The sequence below is a fragment of the Pseudomonas sp. P108 genome (genome assembly GCF_032613195.1).
In the GTDB taxonomy this organism is placed as follows: domain Bacteria; phylum Pseudomonadota; class Gammaproteobacteria; order Pseudomonadales; family Pseudomonadaceae; genus Aquipseudomonas.
In genome coordinates this window covers 5,250,238-5,267,746 of sequence record NZ_CP126691.1, presented here as the reverse complement: position 1 = coordinate 5,267,746, position 17,509 = coordinate 5,250,238, and the positions used below count along the sequence as shown (strand labels likewise).

The window sequence follows — 17,509 nt, the reverse complement described above, 5'->3', positions numbered from 1 at the left end:
TGATTGGCACACTGCATTCGTCGGATCGCCGCCCGGAGCCGGCTCGCTCCCACAGGATCACATTCCAGCCAGACAAATCAGCGCAATGCGTTCAGCGTGGCATTGTGCGGAATACAGCGTTCGAAATTGCAGCTCGCATACTCGCGCGGTAACTGGCGCAGCTGTTCGACCCGCCAGGCAGCGGTGCCGTACAGCGCCAGCGTGGCGGCGCAGGTAATGAAAATCGCGACGTACCTTCTTGTTTTGATGTTCATGGCGTAGACCTCTGAACGCATACCCTGCGGTATTACTTTCAGCATAGGTCAGCGGTGGGGAGTTGCCAGCGAGTGTGCTTGAGCTTGTAACCCGCCATTCAGCACATCGATAGCCACTGTGGGAGCGAGCCTGCTCGCGAAAGCGTCCGTTCAGCCAACCTTTCAGTAACTGAGACACCGCTATCGCGAGCAGGCGAAGGCCTACAGGGGATCGGGTTTACAGGCCGATATCCCATTCGGGATTTTCCGGAAATCTGAGCACCAGAAAATCCAGCATGCTGCGCAACGCTGCCGGCATGTGTTTGCGCGAGGCGTACACCGCGTAGATGCTCATCTGCCGCGGCTCCGCATGGGGCAGCAGTCGAACCAGTTCACCGCTGTGAATATGCACCCCGGCCTGATACGTCGGCAGCATCGCCACTCCCGCACCCGCCAGTGTCGCGCGCAGCAACGTGCTGGCTTCGTTGGCGCTGATATTGCCCTGCACCGGCACCGAAACCGGTTCGCCATCTTCCTCGAAATGCCACAGGCTCTTGCCGAAATACGAGTGCGTCAGACAGTTGTGTCGGCTCAATTCCTCAACCCGCAAAGGCGCCGCTTGCTCCTGCAGATAAGCCGGCGCGGCACACACCACCGAACGACAAACGGTCAGGCGTCGGGCGATCAGGTTGGGGTCGAGATCGTTACTGGTACGAATCGCCAGATCGATCCGTTCATCCACCAGATTCACCGTGCGATCGAGCATTTGCAGATCGATGCTGACACCGGGGTAACGCTTGACGTACGCAGCCATCGCATCGGCCAGTTGCGCCTGGCCGAACGAGGTGCTGACGCTGATCCGCAGCAAGCCGCGCGGGGCATCGTGGGGTTCGCTGACGGCGGCCTGCATGTCCGTCGACAGTTCAAGCATCTGCCGGCAGCGCGGCAGAATTTCACTGCCGGCGGCGGTCAGGCTCAATTTACGCGTGGTGCGGTGCATCAGGCGTGCGCCGACCCAGTCTTCCAGCTCTGCCAGATAACGCGAAACCACGGGGCGCGAAAGGTCCAGATGATCGGCCGCTGCCGACTGGCTGCCCAGATCCACCACGGTGACAAACACCCGCATTGCTTGGAGACGATCCATGATTTGCCCGCTTTCAGAAACAAACTATGTTCAAGCATCGCATTTTTTGCACCGAGTCAGGCAACTAAGCTCTGTCCCATCGCCAGACACGGCATTCGGATACCGGAGCAACAGATGATCGGCTTCACCACACTCAAACGCGTTCTGCTCGCCAGCGCTTCCCTGGGTTTCGCCGCGCATGCCGCCGCAGCCAACTTGACCCTCGACGTTTACAACCCGGGAACCAACGCGATTTTTCCGGTGACCTCGGTGCTGGTCAGCGGCGAGAAAGACGCGATCCTCGTTGATGCACAATTCGGCAAATCCCAGGCTGAACAGGTGGTGGAAAAGATCCGCGCCAGCGGCAAGCACCTGACCACCATTTACATCAGCCATGGTGACCCGGATTACTACTTCGGCCTCGATACCCTGACCCAAGCCTTCCCGGACGCCAAGGTGCTGGCGTCGCAGCCGACCGTCGACCACATCAATAAAACCGTCGCCGGCAAACTGGCCTTCTGGGGCCCGAAAATGGGCGCCGACGTTCCGGCGAAAACCATCGTGCCGGGTGTGCTCAAGGGCGACAGCCTGATGCTCGAAGGGGAGAAATTGCAGGTGGTCGGCCTCGAAGGCAAGCAGCCGGATCGCAGTTTTGTGTGGATTCCGTCGCTCAAAGCCGTGGTCGGTGGCGTGGTCGTCGCCGAGAACATTCACGTGTGGATGGCCGACACCCAGACCGTGCAATCCCACGCCGACTGGCTGGAAACCCTGCACTCGATCGAAACCCTCAAGCCGAACACCGTGGTGCCAGGCCATTACCTCGGCAACAGCAGCCGTTCGCTGGCCAGCGTGAAGTTCACTGCCGACTACATCAAGGCGTTCGACGCTGAAACCGCCAAGGCCAAAGACTCCGCCGCACTGATCGCCGCGATGAAAAAACGCTACCCGAAACTGGGTGAAGAAAGCTCGCTGGAGCTGAGCGCGAAAGTCGCCAAGGGCGAAATGAAGTGGTAAGCCGATTCTGAAAACGCAGCACTCTCAAGCCAACTGGAGAATGTCATGAGCAAGATCGCAATCATTGGTGCCACCGGCCGTGCCGGTAGCCAACTGCTGGAAGAAGCCCTGCGTCGTGGCCACAGCGTAACCGCTATCGCCCGCGATACCTCGAAGATCGGCGCGCGTGCCGGTGTGGTCAGCAAGAATGTCGATGTGCTGGATGCCGCAGCGTTGCAAGACGCAGTGGTCGGTCACGACGTGGTGATCACCGCTGCGCATTTCGCCACCGTGCCTGCGAGCGCTATTGTTGGGCCAGTGAAGCAGGCGGGAGTGAAGCGTCTGTTGGTGGTGGGTGGTGCCGGTTCGTTGTTGTTGCCGGACGACACGCGAGTGATCGACAGTGCGGGTTTCCCGGCGGAGTACAAAGCGGAAGCCAGTGCTGGTGCGGCATTTCTTGAGGCGTTGCGTCAGGAGCAGGATCTGGACTGGACCTTCCTGTCGCCGTCGGCGGAGTTTGTCGAAGGGGAGCGCACGGGCAGTTTCCGTGTCGGCGAGGATCATTTGCTGGTGAGTGCCGAGGGGCGTAGCTGGATTACTTTTGCTGATTACGCGATTGCGCTGATCGACGAAGTGGAAACGCCGAAGCATTCGCGTCAGCGGTTTACTGTTGGTTATTGAGTTTGGCGGATTCAGTGCGGTAGCGGGGGCATTGGTGAGGCGGCAGGGAATCCGTCCAGTTTTTACTGATGCTCCCTAGTATTTGTTTTCCTGTTTGGGCTTGAGTTCTGCCTATGCGATGAATTCCTGCGCATTCAGGCTTTTGACACATCGATTAGCGAGCATAGTCAGAGCCCTGATTATTACCACGACTGCGTTCAACCTTCAGACACTCTTCTTTTCCAATCCGCACGGTTATCATCACGACTTTATTCGACAGCACTGTTCAGGTTTTGGTAACGGGTTTGCATCTATGTCTCTGCAAGCAACCCTTGAACTCGGCAACATCACGCTGAAAGGACTTCAAACCGTTGAAAAAAGTGTCGGTACATGGGGGCGATCCAGAATTAGTCGCGCTTTTAGATGCATGGCTAGCGGCCGTTGAGCGTTACTCTAAGGTGTTCACCGAAGACAATTGCTGGTGGTACAACGAGCGTGCAACGCTTAGCACGTTGGCGGGTGCTGCCTGGAGCCTCGATGGTTGGGTGGCAATTGAGGAGTTCAATACTTCTAAACGGGGAAATCATCTTAAGGGGGTAGATTCAGGAGCATTGCGGCGAGGTAGATGCGACTTAGTGATTTCCTCCCCTAAAACATCGTTTGCCATCGAAGCCAAGCAAGCTTGGCAGCCTATTACCGGCGAGGGCGATCTCAAAAAATATGTGCGTCATGCTCAGGCTCTAGCATGGGCAGATTGCTGGCTCCTTTCGCTGAATGAGGCAGACCGACGCTTTGCAGTAACCTTTATTGTCCCGACACTCTCCATTACGGATGTTCGTTTGGACGACGGATTAATAAATTGTGTAGCCGTTCGCAGGAAGGTGGCTGACTGGCTTGAGTTGATGGGAAAATTTCGTAGTCGGCCAAAACGAAAAACCTCATTTGCCTATATTTTTCCCGAATCTGGCGGCAGCTTTTATTGTAATAGTCGTCACCACTTCCCAGGTGTAGTGGTTGTTTTTGAAGAAATGTCAGCTCGGGCTACCCGGCCATTGGTACACGGAAAAAACGAGAAACAGTAAAAGCCTTAAAAACAATACACAGGATAAAAAAGAATGGACATCATTGAACGCACGACTGCAGGTTCTAACGAAAAAAAATTCAAAGAGCTGATGTCCCGAACTCTGGATGTGAAGCTATTGGGGAAGCGTAAATTTGTATGTGGTAACGTCCAGATTTCAGTCGACGAATCGTTGGAGCATGATGGGATCGAGTACTTGATCGAAATCGACTCGGCCAACATGGCAAAACTGCTCGTTGGTCAATATGTTCTTCTAAACCAACTCCACACCTCTCGAGAAAAGTCTCCATTCTTCCTGATCGTCCACACCTACAAAAAATTCAATCCACAAAGAACCTTACGTAACCTTGAATTGATTAACCAGCAGTTGTATCGCGGGGAAGGTATCGAGTTTGGTGCAGTTCACTTCGAAGCGCTACAGGCATGGAGCGCTGGTTTTCCTGAGTTTCTTTCACTTGTCCAGAGACCCACCAAGATCCTCAACGGCACAGAGACAAAATGAATGAAGCTAGGTCGGCATCAGCCGGAAAAATCTAGTCAGCGAGTATGCGCCTGCTCCACCAGCCAGATCATCAACTCCTCCAACTGCGGCGACGGTTGCTCGCCCTGTGGCACCACCACGTAATACGCCAGCCCCGTCTTCACCTTCAACTCAAACGGCATCACCAGTAGTCCAGCACGCAAGTCGTCGCCGATCAACGACCAATCACCAATCGCCACCCCGGTCCCGTGAGACGCCATCGACATCGCCTGATCCAGCGTTTCGAAATGCTGGCCCATGTTGACGTTGTTCAATTGCAGCTCAGCCGCCGTCAGCCACACCGTCCAGTCCTGGATATTGCGGGTCGGATGCAACAGCAGATGCTGTTGCAGATCAGCCGGGTCGGCCAGTGCCGGTGGGCCTTTTAATAGTACCGGTGAGCAGACCGGTGTCAGTTGTTCATCGAACAGATGCAGTGCAGTGGAGGAGTTGTCCGGCGGCGTCCCGTAGATCACCGCTGCATCGAATTGCTCACGCTGAAAGTCGACGCCATGGGCGAGGGTGGTGGTCAGTTTGACTGGCACATCCGGGCGTTCTTTTTGCCATTGCAGCAAGCGCGGCAGCAGCCAGCGCATCACGCAACTGGGCGCCTTGAGTTGCAGGGTTTCGCGCTGCAGGCCGATTTGCTCGGTGGCTTCGCTGATCAGGCCGAAGACTTTTTCCACACGCGGCAGCCATTCACGTCCTTCGGCGGTCAGCGCCAGGCCACGGGCCAGACGGATGAACAGCGGATAACCGAGATGCGCTTCCAGCCCGGCGATCTGCCGGCTCACTGCGCCCTGGGTGATGTGCAACTGCTCGGCGGCGCGGGTGAAGTTGCAGCACTGCGCGGTGATCAGAAAGGTGTGCAGGGCGGGCAGGGGAGGCAGGCGTTTCATGGGGATCCAAGGCATGACGTGAGGACATGGCTAGTATGACTTTTAATCGATTGTTGCCGCTACCTGCCGACCGTTCAATGAGCCCATTCCCGGAATCATTGTGGGAGCGAGCTTGCTCGCGAATACGGTTTTCAATTCAGCATTGATCTAGCTGACACACCGCTTTCGCGAGCAAGCTCGCTCCCACATTTGATTCGGCGTATCGATCAAATATGAAGGGCAATCGACATGGCGACGTGTGGCGAAGTACTGGTCAAGTTACTCGAAGGTTACGGGGTCAAGCAGGTGTTCGGCATTCCTGGCGTACATACCGTGGAGCTGTATCGTGGGCTGGCGCGTTCGAGCATTCGTCACGTCACGCCTCGGCATGAGCAGGGCGCCGGTTTCATGGCTGACGGCTACGCGCGCACCGCTGGCAAACCGGGTGTGTGCTTCATCATCACCGGGCCAGGCATGACCAACATCACCACGGCCATGGGGCAGGCCTACGCCGACTCGATCCCGATGCTGGTGATTTCCAGCGTGCAATCGCGCAGTCAGTTGGGCGGCGGTCGCGGCAAGCTGCATGAGTTGCCGAACCAGAGCGCATTGGTCGGCGGTGTCGCGGCGTTCTCTCACACCCTGATGTCGGCGTCGGAATTGCCGGGTGTGCTCGCTCGCGCATTCGCTTTGTTCCAGGCCGGCCGTCCACGTCCGGTGCACATCGAAATTCCGTTGGACGTGCTGGTCGAAAACGCCGATGAATTGCTCGCCAGCGTACCGGTCAATATCGACCGCGCCGGCGCTGCGCCAGCGGCTGTCAAATGCATGAGCGAGCTGCTGGCTGAAGCCAGACGTCCGCTGATTCTGGCTGGCGGCGGTGCCATTGACGCAGCGCCGGAACTGACTCGACTCGCCGAGTTGCTCGGCGCTCCGGTGGCGCTGACCATCAACGCCAAAGGCATGCTGCCGGGCAACCATCCGCTGCTGATCGGCTCGACTCAAACGCTGGTTGCCACCCGCGCGCTGGTGGCTGATGCCGACGTGGTTTTGGCCATCGGCACGGAGTTGGCCGAGACCGATTACGACGTTACTTTCGCGGGCGGTTTCGAGATTCCCGGCAAGCTGCTGCGTATCGACATCGACGCCGATCAGACCGTGCGCAACTATCCGCCTCACTTGGCGCTGGTGGCCGATGCGCGCAACGCCGTGCAGGCCTTGCTGGATGCGCTGTCGCAGGAAAAACTCGGTGAGCGCAGCAGCGATTGGGGCCAGGCTCGTGCCGGCAAACTGCGCGCCGAACTGGCCGCGAGCTGGGACGCGCCGACCCTCGCGCAAACCCGCTTCCTCGACACCGTACTCGAAGAGCTGCCCAACGCCGTGTTCGTCGGCGACTCGACGCAACCGGTGTATACCGGCAACCTGACGTTCAACCCGGATCACCCGCGCCGCTGGTTCAACGCGTCGACCGGCTACGGCACGCTCGGCTACGCCTTGCCGGCGGCGATTGGCGCCTGGCTCGGCGGTCAAACCGACCAAGGCGCGCGGCCACCGGTGGTGTGCCTGATCGGCGACGGTGGCCTGCAATTTACTCTGCCGGAACTGGCCAGCGCCGTCGAAGCGCGGGTGCCGGTGATCGTCCTGCTGTGGAATAACCAGGGCTACGAAGAGATCAAGAAATACATGGTCAACCGTGCCATCGAGCCGGTCGGCGTCGACATCTACACCCCGGATTTTGTCGCTGTGGCGAAGGGCCTCGGCTGCGCGGCTGAAGCGATCAGCAGCATCGAACAACTGCGCAGCGCGTTGCGTAGTGCAAGCGATCGTCAGGGCCCGACCTTGATTGAAATCGACCAGAGCCAATGGATGAAGGCGGTGGCGCAATGATCAGTTTCCCGACCACACTCGACGGCCTCTACATCAACGGTCAATGGTCGGCCGGCCGCGAACATCTGCGGGTGATCAACCCGGCCACCGAAGCGCTGCTGACCACGGTCAATGGCGGTGACGAGCAAGCAGTCGATCAAGCCGTCGGGGCCGCCAGCGAAGCGTTCAAAAACTGGTCGCAAACCAGCGGTGCCGAACGCGGGGCGATCCTGCGCAACATCGCCAATGGTGTGCGCAATGGTCGCGAGCACTTGATGAACCTGCAATCGAGCAACAACGGCAAACCGCAGTTCGAAGCGGCCATCGACGTCGACGATGTCATCGCCACGTTCGAGTATTACGCCGAACTCGCCGAAGGCCTCGACGCCAGACAGGACAGCAACGTGCCGCTGCCCAGCGATGATTTCAGCGCACGTCTGCGCCGCGAACCGTGCGGAGTGGTCGGGCTGATCGTGCCGTGGAATTTCCCGATGGTCACTACGGCGTGGAAACTCGCGCCAGCGTTGGCGGCGGGTTGTTGCGTGGTGCTGAAACCTTCAGAGGTAACGCCGCTGCCGGAGCTGGAACTGGCGGCGATCATCGCGGAGTCGGGTCTGCCAAACGGCGTTTTCAATCTTGTCTGCGGCACAGGACTGGCGGTCGGTGCGCCATTGTCGGCGGATCCGCGCATCGCCAAAATTTCCTTTACCGGCAGCAATGCGGTCGGCGTGCAGGTGATGCAGCGTGCGGCGGAAACGGTGAAGGGCGTGAGCCTCGAATTGGGCGGCAAATCTTCGCTGCTGGTGTTGGCGGATGCAGATCTCGATCTGGCGGTCGAGCTGGCTTGTGGCGGCGCGTTTTTCAATGCCGGGCAGATGTGTTCGGCGACCAGTCGTGTGCTGGTGGCTGATGAGCTGGAAGAGCAATTCCTCCGTCGCTTGCAGAAACGTGCGCAGGCCATTCGTGTGGCCGATCCGTTCGATGCGGAGGTGGAAATGGGTGCGCTGGTCAATCAGGCGCAGTATCAGCGAGTGCTTGGGCACATCGATCGTGGCTTGAGCGCGGGTGCGCGATTGATCTGCGGCGGCAATCGCCCGGCGGAGCTGCCACGCGGCTACTTTTTGCAGCCGACCGTGTTCACCGACGTGCCGCTGGACAGCGCGCTGTGGTGTGAAGAGATTTTCGGGCCGGTGCTGTGTGTGCGCGGTTTCAGTAGCGAAGCCGAGGCGATTGCGCTGGCCAATGACACGCCGTTTGGTTTGGTAGCCAGTGTGGTGACGAGCGATGCTGCTGCGGCGGACCGCGTGGCCAATGCCTTGCAGGCGGGGATGGTGTGGATCAATGCACCGCAAGTGATTTTCCCGCAGGCGGCGTGGGGCGGGTACAAGCAGAGCAGTATTGGTCGTGAGTTAGGGCCTTGGGGGTTGGCGGCGTTTCAGGAGATCAAGCATGTGATTCGGGCGGTGTAAAAGCCGACCCTCACCCCAGCCCTCTCCCGGAGGGAGAGGGAGCCGACCGAGGTGTCTGGCGCTGTCCATCGACCTGAAAAATCCAGTCGATTATGGATTGGTCAAAGCACTTGGAAAGCCGACCCTCACCTCAGCCCTCTCCCGGTGGGAGAGGGGGCCGACCGCGGTGTCCGGCGATGTTCGCCGATGTTCGCCGACCTGAAAAATCGAGTTGATTATGGATTCAAAGCCAATCGTTCAAGTCGGTGAATCTCTTCAATATCCCCCAATCAGTCCCCTCTCCCTCCGGGAGAGGGCTAGGGTGAGGGGCTTCTAACGGTCACACCGAAAGCCGCAACCGCGCCAGATCCCGCAACGGCGGCGCACCAAACAAGCGGCTGTACTCGCGGCTGAACTGCGACGGACTTTCATACCCCACCCGATACCCCGCCGCCGAAGCTTCCAGCCCTTCGGCCAGCATCAAACGCCGCGCTTCCTGCAAACGCAACTGCTTCTGATACTGCAGCGGACTCATCGCCGTCATCGCTTTGAAGCGGTGATGCAAGGTCGACACGCTGAGGTTCACTTCTTTCGCCAGATCATCAATGCGCAATGGCTGTTCAAAATTGCCGTTCAACCATTTGATCGCCTGACTGATGCGATGGCTCTGACTGTTGGCAATCGCGATTTCATACAAACGATGCCCCTGCGGACTGCGCAGCAGGCGATAAAGAATCTCCCGGCGAATCAGCGGCGCGAGCATGGCGATGTCTTTCGGCGCATCGAGCAGGCGCGCCAGACGCAACACGGCATCGAGCATGGAACTGTCGATCTGCTCGACATACAAACCACGCCCGGTCGGCCGGGTCGGCACGCCCATGGGGCCGGCGTCGGCGATCAGTGCGGTGATTTCAGTCGGGTCGATATCCAGGCGCACGGCGAGGATCGGTTCTTCCGGCGAGACATTGACCACGCGCCCGCTCAACGGCATCGAAACCGACACCACCAGATAATTCAGCGGGTCGTAATTGAAGTACTCATCGGCCAGCCGCACCTCTTTGCGTCCCTGCGCCATGATGCACAGCGCCGGTTGCGCGAGCACCGGGGCAAAGTCGTGGGATTTTGTGTGGCGCGACATGAACAGCGAGCCGATGGCGGTCTCGTAGCTGCCATCGTCAGTGGTGTTGCGGCGGATGATCGCCGCCAGTTCCGCGCGCTGTTTTTCCATGTCAGCGCTGGGTTCGGCTTGAAAACGATCGAATGACGTCATGCACGGCATCCTCGGCAGGGGAGGTGGAATGGAGCAGAGCATATGTTTGTGCAAGCGCCAGCGGTAGACACATCCTGCGAAATGCTTGCCTGATTCTGCCCCGGGGTGTTTCCGCGCCTGTCGCGATCCAACCCTGTAGGAGCTGCCGAAGGCTGCGATCTGTTGATCTTCAAGGCAAAATCAAAAGATCGCAGCCTTCGACAGCTCCTACACAAAACGCGCATGACAGACGTGTGACGCAGTTTTACAGGTTGTTACAGGTTCTGGATGCAGTCTCGCAGGATTGTGCAACGCGGCGGCAGGAATCGACTAACGGCAGAGTTCACGTGGCCCTTAACCTTTGATCCTGTCGCAGCCCGTCCCCCGGCTGCCACGCGACTCCCTGGGAGGGTTGAACATGTCCAAGCAGATTCCCGTCAGTCATATGGCCTTCGTTCGAGCGCGCGCCGGGCGTTCGGCGGAACTCGGTGTACGCCTGAGCGCGTTGATCGATCCGTCCCGCGCCGCCCCCGGTTGCCTGAGCTTTGCCTTGCAGCATTCGCAGTGTGATCCCGAGTTGTGGCTGATCTCCGGGTTCTGGAGCAGTCAGCAAATGATGACCAACTATTTCAACAGCCCGTCGATGGAAATCTTCGCCGAGCTGGTGCAGGAACTGGTGGTCAACAGCCTCGACTTCCACACCTTCAAGGACGTATCGGCGGCGCAAGCCCTCGGTCAATGCCCGGCACCGGTACACAAACTCGTCGGTTGAGGGTTTAATGTCCGGCTTATTTGTCTGAGCCGGGATGTGTGACATGGCACGTAAAGAGTTCGAACACTTCGAAGCAGTTTCCGCAGTCGTCCCCGTCGAGCTGGGCGGCAACAAGGGCTATCACGCGGCAATCGCGGTCAAGGCCCTGGTCGATGGCGGTGCACCACGCTTTCACAAGCTGCTGAATGATCAGGTCTTCCCCGGTGCTATCGCCGCCGACGAGGCTGCCATCAATGAACTGGATAACCTCAAAGGCGTCACTGAAGACGCCGAGTTGATCTGGTAACGCGTTACTTGCTGGCGCCCGGACGCCACATCTTGAACAGGGCCTCAGGCCCCAGCTGGAAGTAATCCGCCGGCCCGCCGCCGCGCAGAATCGGTTCTGCCGCGGCGGTGTCGTAGATGCCGTCCTTCAACAGCCACTTGGCGATGTGCACGGCGACGACTTCGCCGAGGATCAGCCAGCTCGGCACCGTCTCGCCATCGGCACGCTGCAATTGAATGATCTGTGTGACCTTGCACTCGAAGGACACCGGGCTTTCGGCGACCCGTGGCACCGAAATCACTTTTGACGCAACGGTCGTCAATCCCGCCAATTCAAACTCGTTGACCTGCGGCGCGACCATCGCGCAGCTCTGGTTCATCTGCTCGGCCAGCGGGCGGGTGGCGAGGTTCCAGACGAACTCGCCGGTCTGCTCGATGTTGTTCAGGCTGTCTTTGCGCCCGACGCTGGAGAAACCAATGATCGGCGGAATGTAGTTGAAGGCGTTGAAGAAACTGTACGGCGCCAGGTTCAACTGGCCGTTGGCATCCTGTGAAGAAATCCAGCCGATCGGGCGCGGACCGACGATGGCGTTGAACGGATCGTGGGGCAGACCGTGGCCGTTGGCGGGTTCGTAGAAGTGAATGTCATCGGGCATGGTGGGTGGTCCTGGAGAGTGCTGAGTCAGGTGGCCAATAGTGCAAGTACACGCCGCATATTTCCAGCCAGACACCGATATTCCAAGCTATGAAATTCCCCTGTGGGAGCGAGCCTGCTCGCGAAAGCGTCGGGTCAGTTGCATTGATATCGCCTGACACGACGTCTTTGCGAGCAGGCTCGCTCCCACAGGGTTTGATGTGAACTCAGGAGATTGTCATCCCCCAGAAATGACTAAGCCCGGCCGAAGCCGGGCTGTGAGAGGACTGCTGATACTTAGCTGATAGCGGCGGCAGTCCCGGTTTTATCGAAGCCGTCAGCCGCGATCGTTTTACCCAGGTTGGTTTTGTCGAAACCATCGGCAGCAACAGCTTTGCCAATATTGGTTTTATCAAAACCGTCAGCGGCATAAGTGCCGGTGTGGCTGGTTTCGATGGCGGCGCTGGCGCCGTTGATGAAGTCGGCGGATTTGGTTTTGTCCGAGCCGTCGGCGGCGAAGGTGTTGGCGGCCAGTACGGACAGGGTCAGGGCGAGGATCAGTTTGGTTTTCATGTCGGTTACTCCAGATTCGTTGGCGGGTGTGTCTTGCATGTGTTTAATGCTACGCCAACTAAATTGATTGAAAAGCGCAAAATAATGCTAAAAACAATCGATTAACTTGATATTAAGGGCGGCGCATTGAATTCGCTTTCGTCGTCGAAGCGAGCGTCGCGCAGGTTATCGATCAGGTGATTGCACAATGAAGGGGCAGCATTAATTAGCGATTAATCGCTTGGCAGCGGATGTGAGGAATTATTCATGCAGGTCTGGATAACGCGGTGACCCCAATCGCGAGCAGGCTCACTCCTGCATTTGGAATGTTTTCCCCTGTAGGAGTGAGCCTGCTCGCGATAGGGCCAGAACAGCCACCATTGCAGTGGCTGTGAACACCTGATCAGTCAGTAACGATGCGCGAGTGCTTCTGGGTGTCCTTCATGGTGATGTACACCAGCAACGACACGGCAATGCACGCCGTCACATACCAGTAGTAACCGGTTTCCATGCCGATGCTCTTGAACCAAAGTGCGATGTATTCAGCGGTACCGCCGAAGATCGACACGGTCAGTGCGTACGGCAGGCCAACGCCCAGGGCGCGGATTTCAGTCGGGAACAGCTCGGCTTTCACCACGGCGTTGATCGAGGTGTAGCCGCTGACGATGATCAGCGCCGCCATGATCAGGAAGAATGCGCCCCACCAGGTCTGGATGGTGTGCAGGGTCATCAGGATCGGCACGGTGAAGATCGTCCCCAGTACACCGAAGGCGATCAGGATCGGACGACGACCGATCTTGTCCGACAGGCCACCGATGATCGGTTGCAGGCACATGAACAGGAACAGCGTGGCGGCAGAAATGGTGGTCGAGTCGGAGATGCTCATGCCGACCGTGTTCACCAGATACTTCTGCATGTAGGTGGTGTAGGTGTAGAACGCCAGGGTGCCGCCCATGGTCAGGCCGACCACGGTCAACAGCTCTTTGGGGTGGCGCATCAAGGTGCGCATCGCGCTTTCCTTGGACTTTTCTTTCTTGGTGAACGACTCGGTTTCTTCCATGCCGCGACGCAGGTACAACGCCACGACCGCACACAGCGCACCGATGGCGAACGGAATACGCCAGCCCCACGCGTACAGCTGTTCAGTGGTCAGCACGTTCTGCAGCACGATCAGTACGCCCAGCGCGATGAGCTGGCCGGAGATCAGGGTCACGTACTGGAAGCTGGAGAAGAAGCCGCGACGTTCCTTGGTCGCCATCTCCGACAGATAGGTCGCCGAGGTGCCGTATTCGCCACCGACCGACAGGCCTTGCAGCAGACGGGCGAACACCAGCAGGATCGGCGCGCCGATGCCGATGGTTTCGTAGTTCGGGCTGAGGGCAATCAGCAACGAGCCGAAGCACATCAGGTAAACCGAGGCCATCAGGGCTTTTTTGCGTCCGACCTTGTCGGCGTACATCCCCATCAGCCAGCCACCGATCGGACGCATCAGAAAGCCGACGGCGAAAATCGCGGCGGTGTTCATCAGTTGGGCGGTGGTGGAACCGGCAGGGAAGAAGGTTTTCGCAAAGTACAGGGAGAAGGCGGCATACACATACCAGTCGTACCACTCGACCATGTTGCCGACGGAACCGCTGAAGATCGATTTGATCCGGCTGGCGGTGGTTCTTTCTTTGGCGGGCACGGCAGCCGACCCAAGAGGCAGGGCGTTGGAGTTATCCATTGAAGGATCCTTCGTTTAATTGTTTTTGTGGAGCGCGTAGAAACGCAGCCTGCGAGGGCTATAGCAGGAGGTGTGCCAACGGGGGGAGGGCCGGTTTAGAGGGGATGGCAGACCTGACTGAGCGGGATATCGCCGAAGGATCTGGTTTGATGAGCGGATTTCCGCTTATTGGGGCTGAGATCAAAAAGCCCCTCACCCTAGCCCTCTCCCGGGGGGAGAGGGGACTGACCGAGTGGATTATTCGAGGTCCACCGACTTGAGATATCGAGTCGAACTCAGGTTTTGAACAGCACAAAGATCGGCTCCCTTCCCCCTCGCCCCCTTGGGGGAGCGGGCTGGGGTGAGGGGGATGGATTCAGCCACACCAAAAATCCCGACCCTGCCTCACTCAGCCAAAAACATCTCCCGACTCAACCCATGCCGCTGCATCTTTTCATTGAACGTGCGGCGCGGCAGTTGCAGTTCTTCAAGCACCGCTTTCACATCACCCTTGTGCCGGGTCAATGCTGCACGCAGGCATTGCGCTTCAAACGCCTCCTGTTGCGCCGCCAGCGATTGCCCCGGATCAATCCCCGGTGCCGGCTCGTCCAGCCCCAACACTTGGCGTTCGGCAACGTTCGCCAGTTCGCGCACGTTGCCCGGCCAGTCGTGGCTGAGCAGATGACTCAATTGCGCGCCGCTCAAGGGTGGAAAGGTACGCCCCAAGCGTTCAGCGGCATTGTGGGCGAAGGTTTCGAACAGCAACGGAATGTCTTCACGACGATCGCGCAACGGCGGCAAGCGCAGCTCGGCGACGTTCAGGCGATAGGCCAGATCCTCGCGAAACCGCCCGGCCCGAGCCTCGTCGAGCAGATCCGGTTTGGTCGCCGCGACAATCCGCAGATCGACACGAATGCTCTGGTTCGAACCCAGCCGTTCAAGCTTCTGCTCCTGCAATACGCGCAGCAGTTTCACTTGTTGGGCCAGCGGCATGCTTTCGATTTCATCCAGAAACAAGGTGCCGCCATCGGCGTACTCCAGCTTGCCGATGCGCTTGCCCGAGGCACCGGTAAACGCGCCGCTCTCGTGACCGAACAGCTCGGCCTCGAACAGCTGCTCAGGGATCGCCGCGCAGTTCAGCGCCACGAACGGTTTGTCCGCTCGGGGGCCAAAATCATGCAGGCAACGCGCGACCAGTTCCTTGCCGCTACCGGTTTCACCACGGATCAACACGTTGACCGGCAGCGTCGCCAGATCCAGCACCTGCCGGCGCAACGTCTGTAAACCACGGGACACGCCGAGCAGGGTCGCATCGAGTTTCGCGCGGTTGTCGGCCTGCTCGTGCAGGGCGCGGTTCTCCAGAATCAGACGGCGTTTGTCCAGCGCCCGGCGCAAGCTGCCGAGCAGGGTTTCCGGGCTGAACGGTTTTTCCAGAAAGTCGTAGGCACCGTCGCGCATCGCTTCGACGGCCATCGGTACATCGCCATGACCGGTGAGCAGGATCACCGGCAGATCGGCATCGCGTTTCTGCACTTCGGCCAACAGCGCCAGGCCACCCATGCCGGGCATGCGCACATCGCTGAGGATTACCCCGGCAAAGTGCGCGGGCAGGGCGGCGAGGCAGTCTTCGGCGCGGCTGAACAACTGCACCTCGAAGCCCGACAGGCTCAGCCACTGCTCGACGGCGCTGCGAATGCTGCTTTCGTCATCGACCACCATTACCGAGTTGAGCATCAGATGTGTGCCTCCAGATCGATCGGCAAAGTCAGGCTGAACACCGCGCCGGTGTCGCCATTCTCGGCGTTCAGACGGCCGCCGGATTCATGCACGATGGCGAAGGATACCGCCAACCCTAGGCCCAGGCCGTCGCCCACCGGTTTGGTGGTGAAGAACGGATCGAACACCTGGGCCAGATGATCTTCGGCGATGCCGCCGCCATTGTCGCTGACGCTCAGACGCCACAGTTGCTCATCGGCTTCCAGACGGATCTCCAGACGTTTGCACGCTTTGCCCTGCATCGCATCAAGGGCGTTGCGCAGCAGGTTGATCAGCACCTGTTCGAGACGAATCGCATCGCCGCGCACCCACGCCGGACGGGTCAGGTGCAACACCAGACTGACCTGTTCGTCGCGCAGCCGCGCATCGAGCAACTGCAGAGATTGATCGACCACCGTCGCCAGATCCAGCCGCTCGCGCAAGCCGCTGGGGCTTTTGCGCGCGAAAGTCTTGAGGTGGCCGGTGAGGGCAGCCATGCGCGTGAGCATGTCATCCACCGGTTTCAAGGCTTTATAGGCATCGTCGACACGGCCATGGTCGAGCAGCAGGCGCAGGGTCGCCAGTTGCATGCGCTGGGCGGTCAGCGGTTGATTGATTTCGTGGGCCAGCGCGGCGGACATCTGACCGAGCGCGGCGAGTTTGGCCGATTGCACCAGACCGTCCTGCGCGGTGCGCAAGTCGCGGGTGCGTTCTTCCACCAACTGCTCCAGTTCCTCGCGGTTGCGCTGGCGGATTTTCGACAGGCGCCAGCGCTGGTTGAGAAACAGCAACAGAAACACCAGTGCCAGCCACACCCCGGCGGCGGCGAGGCCGGCGTTGCGCAGATCTTCGAACGCCACTTGCGGATGACGCAGCAGGTGCAGGGTCCAGCCTTCGGCGCTCAGGGGCAGTGACTCCCATAGATAATCCGCCGTGCCTTGCGGGCCTTCGACACGGCGCAGATCACTGTTGTCATCGAAGCGGCGCAGCGACAAGTGGGTCAGGGGCACCAGCGATTGTTTGTCGTATTGACGCGTGGCCTTGATCTCGGCCATGTCACTGGCACTCAACGGCCGCAGCGCGCGATAGCGCCAGCCGGGTTGGTTGGCGATGAAGATGATGCCGCGCGCGTCGCTGACCAGCAGCGTGTCATTGCCCTGACTCCACTCCCGCTCCAGTTCGGGGAATTCCAGCTTGACCACCATTGCCCCAAGAAACTCGTCGTTATCACCAAGTACGGCGCTTGAGAGGAAGTAGCCGGGAATGCCGCTGGTCACGCCCACGGCATAAAAACGCCCGGTGCCTTGGGTGCGGGTCTGGCTGAAGTAGGGGCGGAAACCGTAATTGTGGCCGACGTAACTGCTCGGCAGACGCCAATTGCTGGCGGCCACGGCGAGGCCGGTGTGATCGAGCAGTTCAAGGGTCGAGGATTGTGCCGCACCGTTGATCTTCTCAAGCTTCAGGTTCAGCGCCGCCTGTTCGTCGGCATCGACCGCTCCGGCCAGCGCCGCGCGCAATTGCGGGTCCAGCGCCAGCACGGCGGGCAGGGCGCGATAGCGGTCGATCAGGGTGTGCAGGGAATTGGCGTACAGCGCCAGTTGCTGGTTGGCGCGTGCGGCATCCTCCTCCAGCGCCTGACGTTCGGCGTGGCGGATCGCAAGCGTAGCGGCAAGCGCCGCGCCGGCGATGATCAGCAGGGTATACAACGACAGACGCAAGGTACGGGAAGTCGGCAGCATGCTGGGCGCAGGGATAAGGACGGGCAGGCACCTTACCATG

At 59.3% G+C, this 17,509-nt stretch carries 17 protein-coding genes; 8 read left to right on the top strand and 9 right to left on the bottom strand.

The genetic code is table 11. From position 1 onward, the window contains the following. Positions 1 to 77: 77 nt before the first annotated feature. Positions 78 to 254, bottom strand: coding sequence for a hypothetical protein (locus QOM10_RS23140; protein WP_007912636.1), 177 nt, complete (start codon positions 252 to 254; stop codon positions 78 to 80). A gap of 217 nt (positions 255 to 471) precedes the next feature. Continuing rightward, complete coding sequence (locus tag QOM10_RS23135) at positions 472 to 1,377, bottom strand: LysR family transcriptional regulator (protein ID WP_202978058.1); 906 nt, start codon at positions 1,375 to 1,377, stop codon at positions 472 to 474. A 114-nt stretch (positions 1,378 to 1,491) separates the two neighbouring features. Here QOM10_RS23135 and QOM10_RS23130 point away from each other — a divergent pair, with 114 nt between their 5' ends. The 4 genes from QOM10_RS23130 to QOM10_RS23115 all read left to right on the top strand — a co-directional run bounded on the left by QOM10_RS23130 (position 1,492) and on the right by QOM10_RS23115 (position 4,592). Then, positions 1,492 to 2,370, top strand: a complete 879-nt coding sequence (locus tag QOM10_RS23130; protein ID WP_127929563.1) for an MBL fold metallo-hydrolase — start codon at positions 1,492 to 1,494, stop codon at positions 2,368 to 2,370. A 45-nt stretch (positions 2,371 to 2,415) separates the two neighbouring features. Further along, on the top strand, positions 2,416 to 3,030 hold the full coding sequence (locus tag QOM10_RS23125) for an NAD(P)-dependent oxidoreductase (RefSeq protein ID WP_316917012.1): 615 nt from the start codon (positions 2,416 to 2,418) through the stop codon (positions 3,028 to 3,030). A 350-nt stretch (positions 3,031 to 3,380) separates the two neighbouring features. Continuing rightward, the gene (locus QOM10_RS23120) at positions 3,381 to 4,091 is read left to right on the top strand and encodes a hypothetical protein (RefSeq protein ID WP_160041621.1); all 711 of its coding nucleotides are present in this window, start codon (positions 3,381 to 3,383) and stop codon (positions 4,089 to 4,091) included. 33 nt (positions 4,092 to 4,124) lie between these two features. Then, positions 4,125 to 4,592 (top strand): hypothetical protein, encoded by a 468-nt coding sequence (locus tag QOM10_RS23115; RefSeq protein WP_160041619.1) that lies wholly within the window; start codon positions 4,125 to 4,127, stop codon positions 4,590 to 4,592. A 35-nt stretch (positions 4,593 to 4,627) separates the two neighbouring features. On the opposite strand, the gene QOM10_RS23110 is transcribed toward QOM10_RS23115, so the two are convergent. After that, complete coding sequence (locus QOM10_RS23110; protein WP_316917011.1) at positions 4,628 to 5,509, bottom strand: LysR substrate-binding domain-containing protein; 882 nt, start codon at positions 5,507 to 5,509, stop codon at positions 4,628 to 4,630. Between the two features lie 228 nt (positions 5,510 to 5,737). On the opposite strand from QOM10_RS23110, the gene QOM10_RS23105 reads away from it, so the two are divergent. Continuing rightward, entirely contained in the window at positions 5,738 to 7,375 is a 1,638-nt protein-coding gene (locus QOM10_RS23105) for a 5-guanidino-2-oxopentanoate decarboxylase (protein ID WP_316917010.1), read from the top strand. Beyond that, a complete protein-coding gene (locus QOM10_RS23100) occupies positions 7,375 to 8,823 on the top strand; it encodes an aldehyde dehydrogenase family protein (RefSeq protein WP_316918396.1) in 1,449 nt (482 codons plus the stop codon). The genes QOM10_RS23105 and QOM10_RS23100 overlap by 1 nt, the downstream gene beginning before the upstream one ends. 319 nt (positions 8,824 to 9,142) lie before the next feature. On the opposite strand, the gene QOM10_RS23095 is transcribed toward QOM10_RS23100, so the two are convergent. Continuing rightward, on the bottom strand, positions 9,143 to 10,072 hold the full coding sequence (locus QOM10_RS23095; protein ID WP_127929558.1) for an AraC family transcriptional regulator: 930 nt from the start codon (positions 10,070 to 10,072) through the stop codon (positions 9,143 to 9,145). A gap of 397 nt (positions 10,073 to 10,469) precedes the next feature. On the opposite strand from QOM10_RS23095, the gene QOM10_RS23090 reads away from it, so the two are divergent. Beyond that, a complete protein-coding gene (locus QOM10_RS23090; RefSeq protein WP_127929557.1) occupies positions 10,470 to 10,823 on the top strand; it encodes a putative quinol monooxygenase in 354 nt (117 codons plus the stop codon). A gap of 43 nt (positions 10,824 to 10,866) precedes the next feature. Beyond that, positions 10,867 to 11,109, top strand: coding sequence for a hypothetical protein (locus tag QOM10_RS23085; protein ID WP_038366794.1), 243 nt, complete (start codon positions 10,867 to 10,869; stop codon positions 11,107 to 11,109). Between the two features lie 4 nt (positions 11,110 to 11,113). Here the strand turns inward: QOM10_RS23085 and QOM10_RS23080 are convergent, their stop codons facing one another. The 5 genes from QOM10_RS23080 to QOM10_RS23060 form a co-directional block, all read right to left on the bottom strand. Then, on the bottom strand, positions 11,114 to 11,743 hold the full coding sequence (locus QOM10_RS23080; RefSeq protein WP_316917009.1) for a flavin reductase family protein: 630 nt from the start codon (positions 11,741 to 11,743) through the stop codon (positions 11,114 to 11,116). Positions 11,744 to 12,018: 275 nt separating this feature from the next. Then, complete coding sequence (locus QOM10_RS23075; protein ID WP_150774293.1) at positions 12,019 to 12,294, bottom strand: hypothetical protein; 276 nt, start codon at positions 12,292 to 12,294, stop codon at positions 12,019 to 12,021. Between the two features lie 382 nt (positions 12,295 to 12,676). After that, positions 12,677 to 13,996: an MFS transporter gene (locus QOM10_RS23070; protein WP_007912608.1), complete on the bottom strand. Its 1,320-nt coding sequence runs from the start codon at positions 13,994 to 13,996 to the stop codon at positions 12,677 to 12,679. A gap of 384 nt (positions 13,997 to 14,380) precedes the next feature. Further along, positions 14,381 to 15,709: a sigma-54-dependent transcriptional regulator gene (locus tag QOM10_RS23065; protein ID WP_127929555.1), complete on the bottom strand. Its 1,329-nt coding sequence runs from the start codon at positions 15,707 to 15,709 to the stop codon at positions 14,381 to 14,383. Beyond that, complete coding sequence (locus tag QOM10_RS23060) at positions 15,709 to 17,469, bottom strand: ATP-binding protein (protein ID WP_316917008.1); 1,761 nt, start codon at positions 17,467 to 17,469, stop codon at positions 15,709 to 15,711. Before QOM10_RS23060 ends, QOM10_RS23065 begins: the two co-directional genes overlap by 1 nt. Between the last annotated feature and the right edge of the window lie 40 nt (positions 17,470 to 17,509).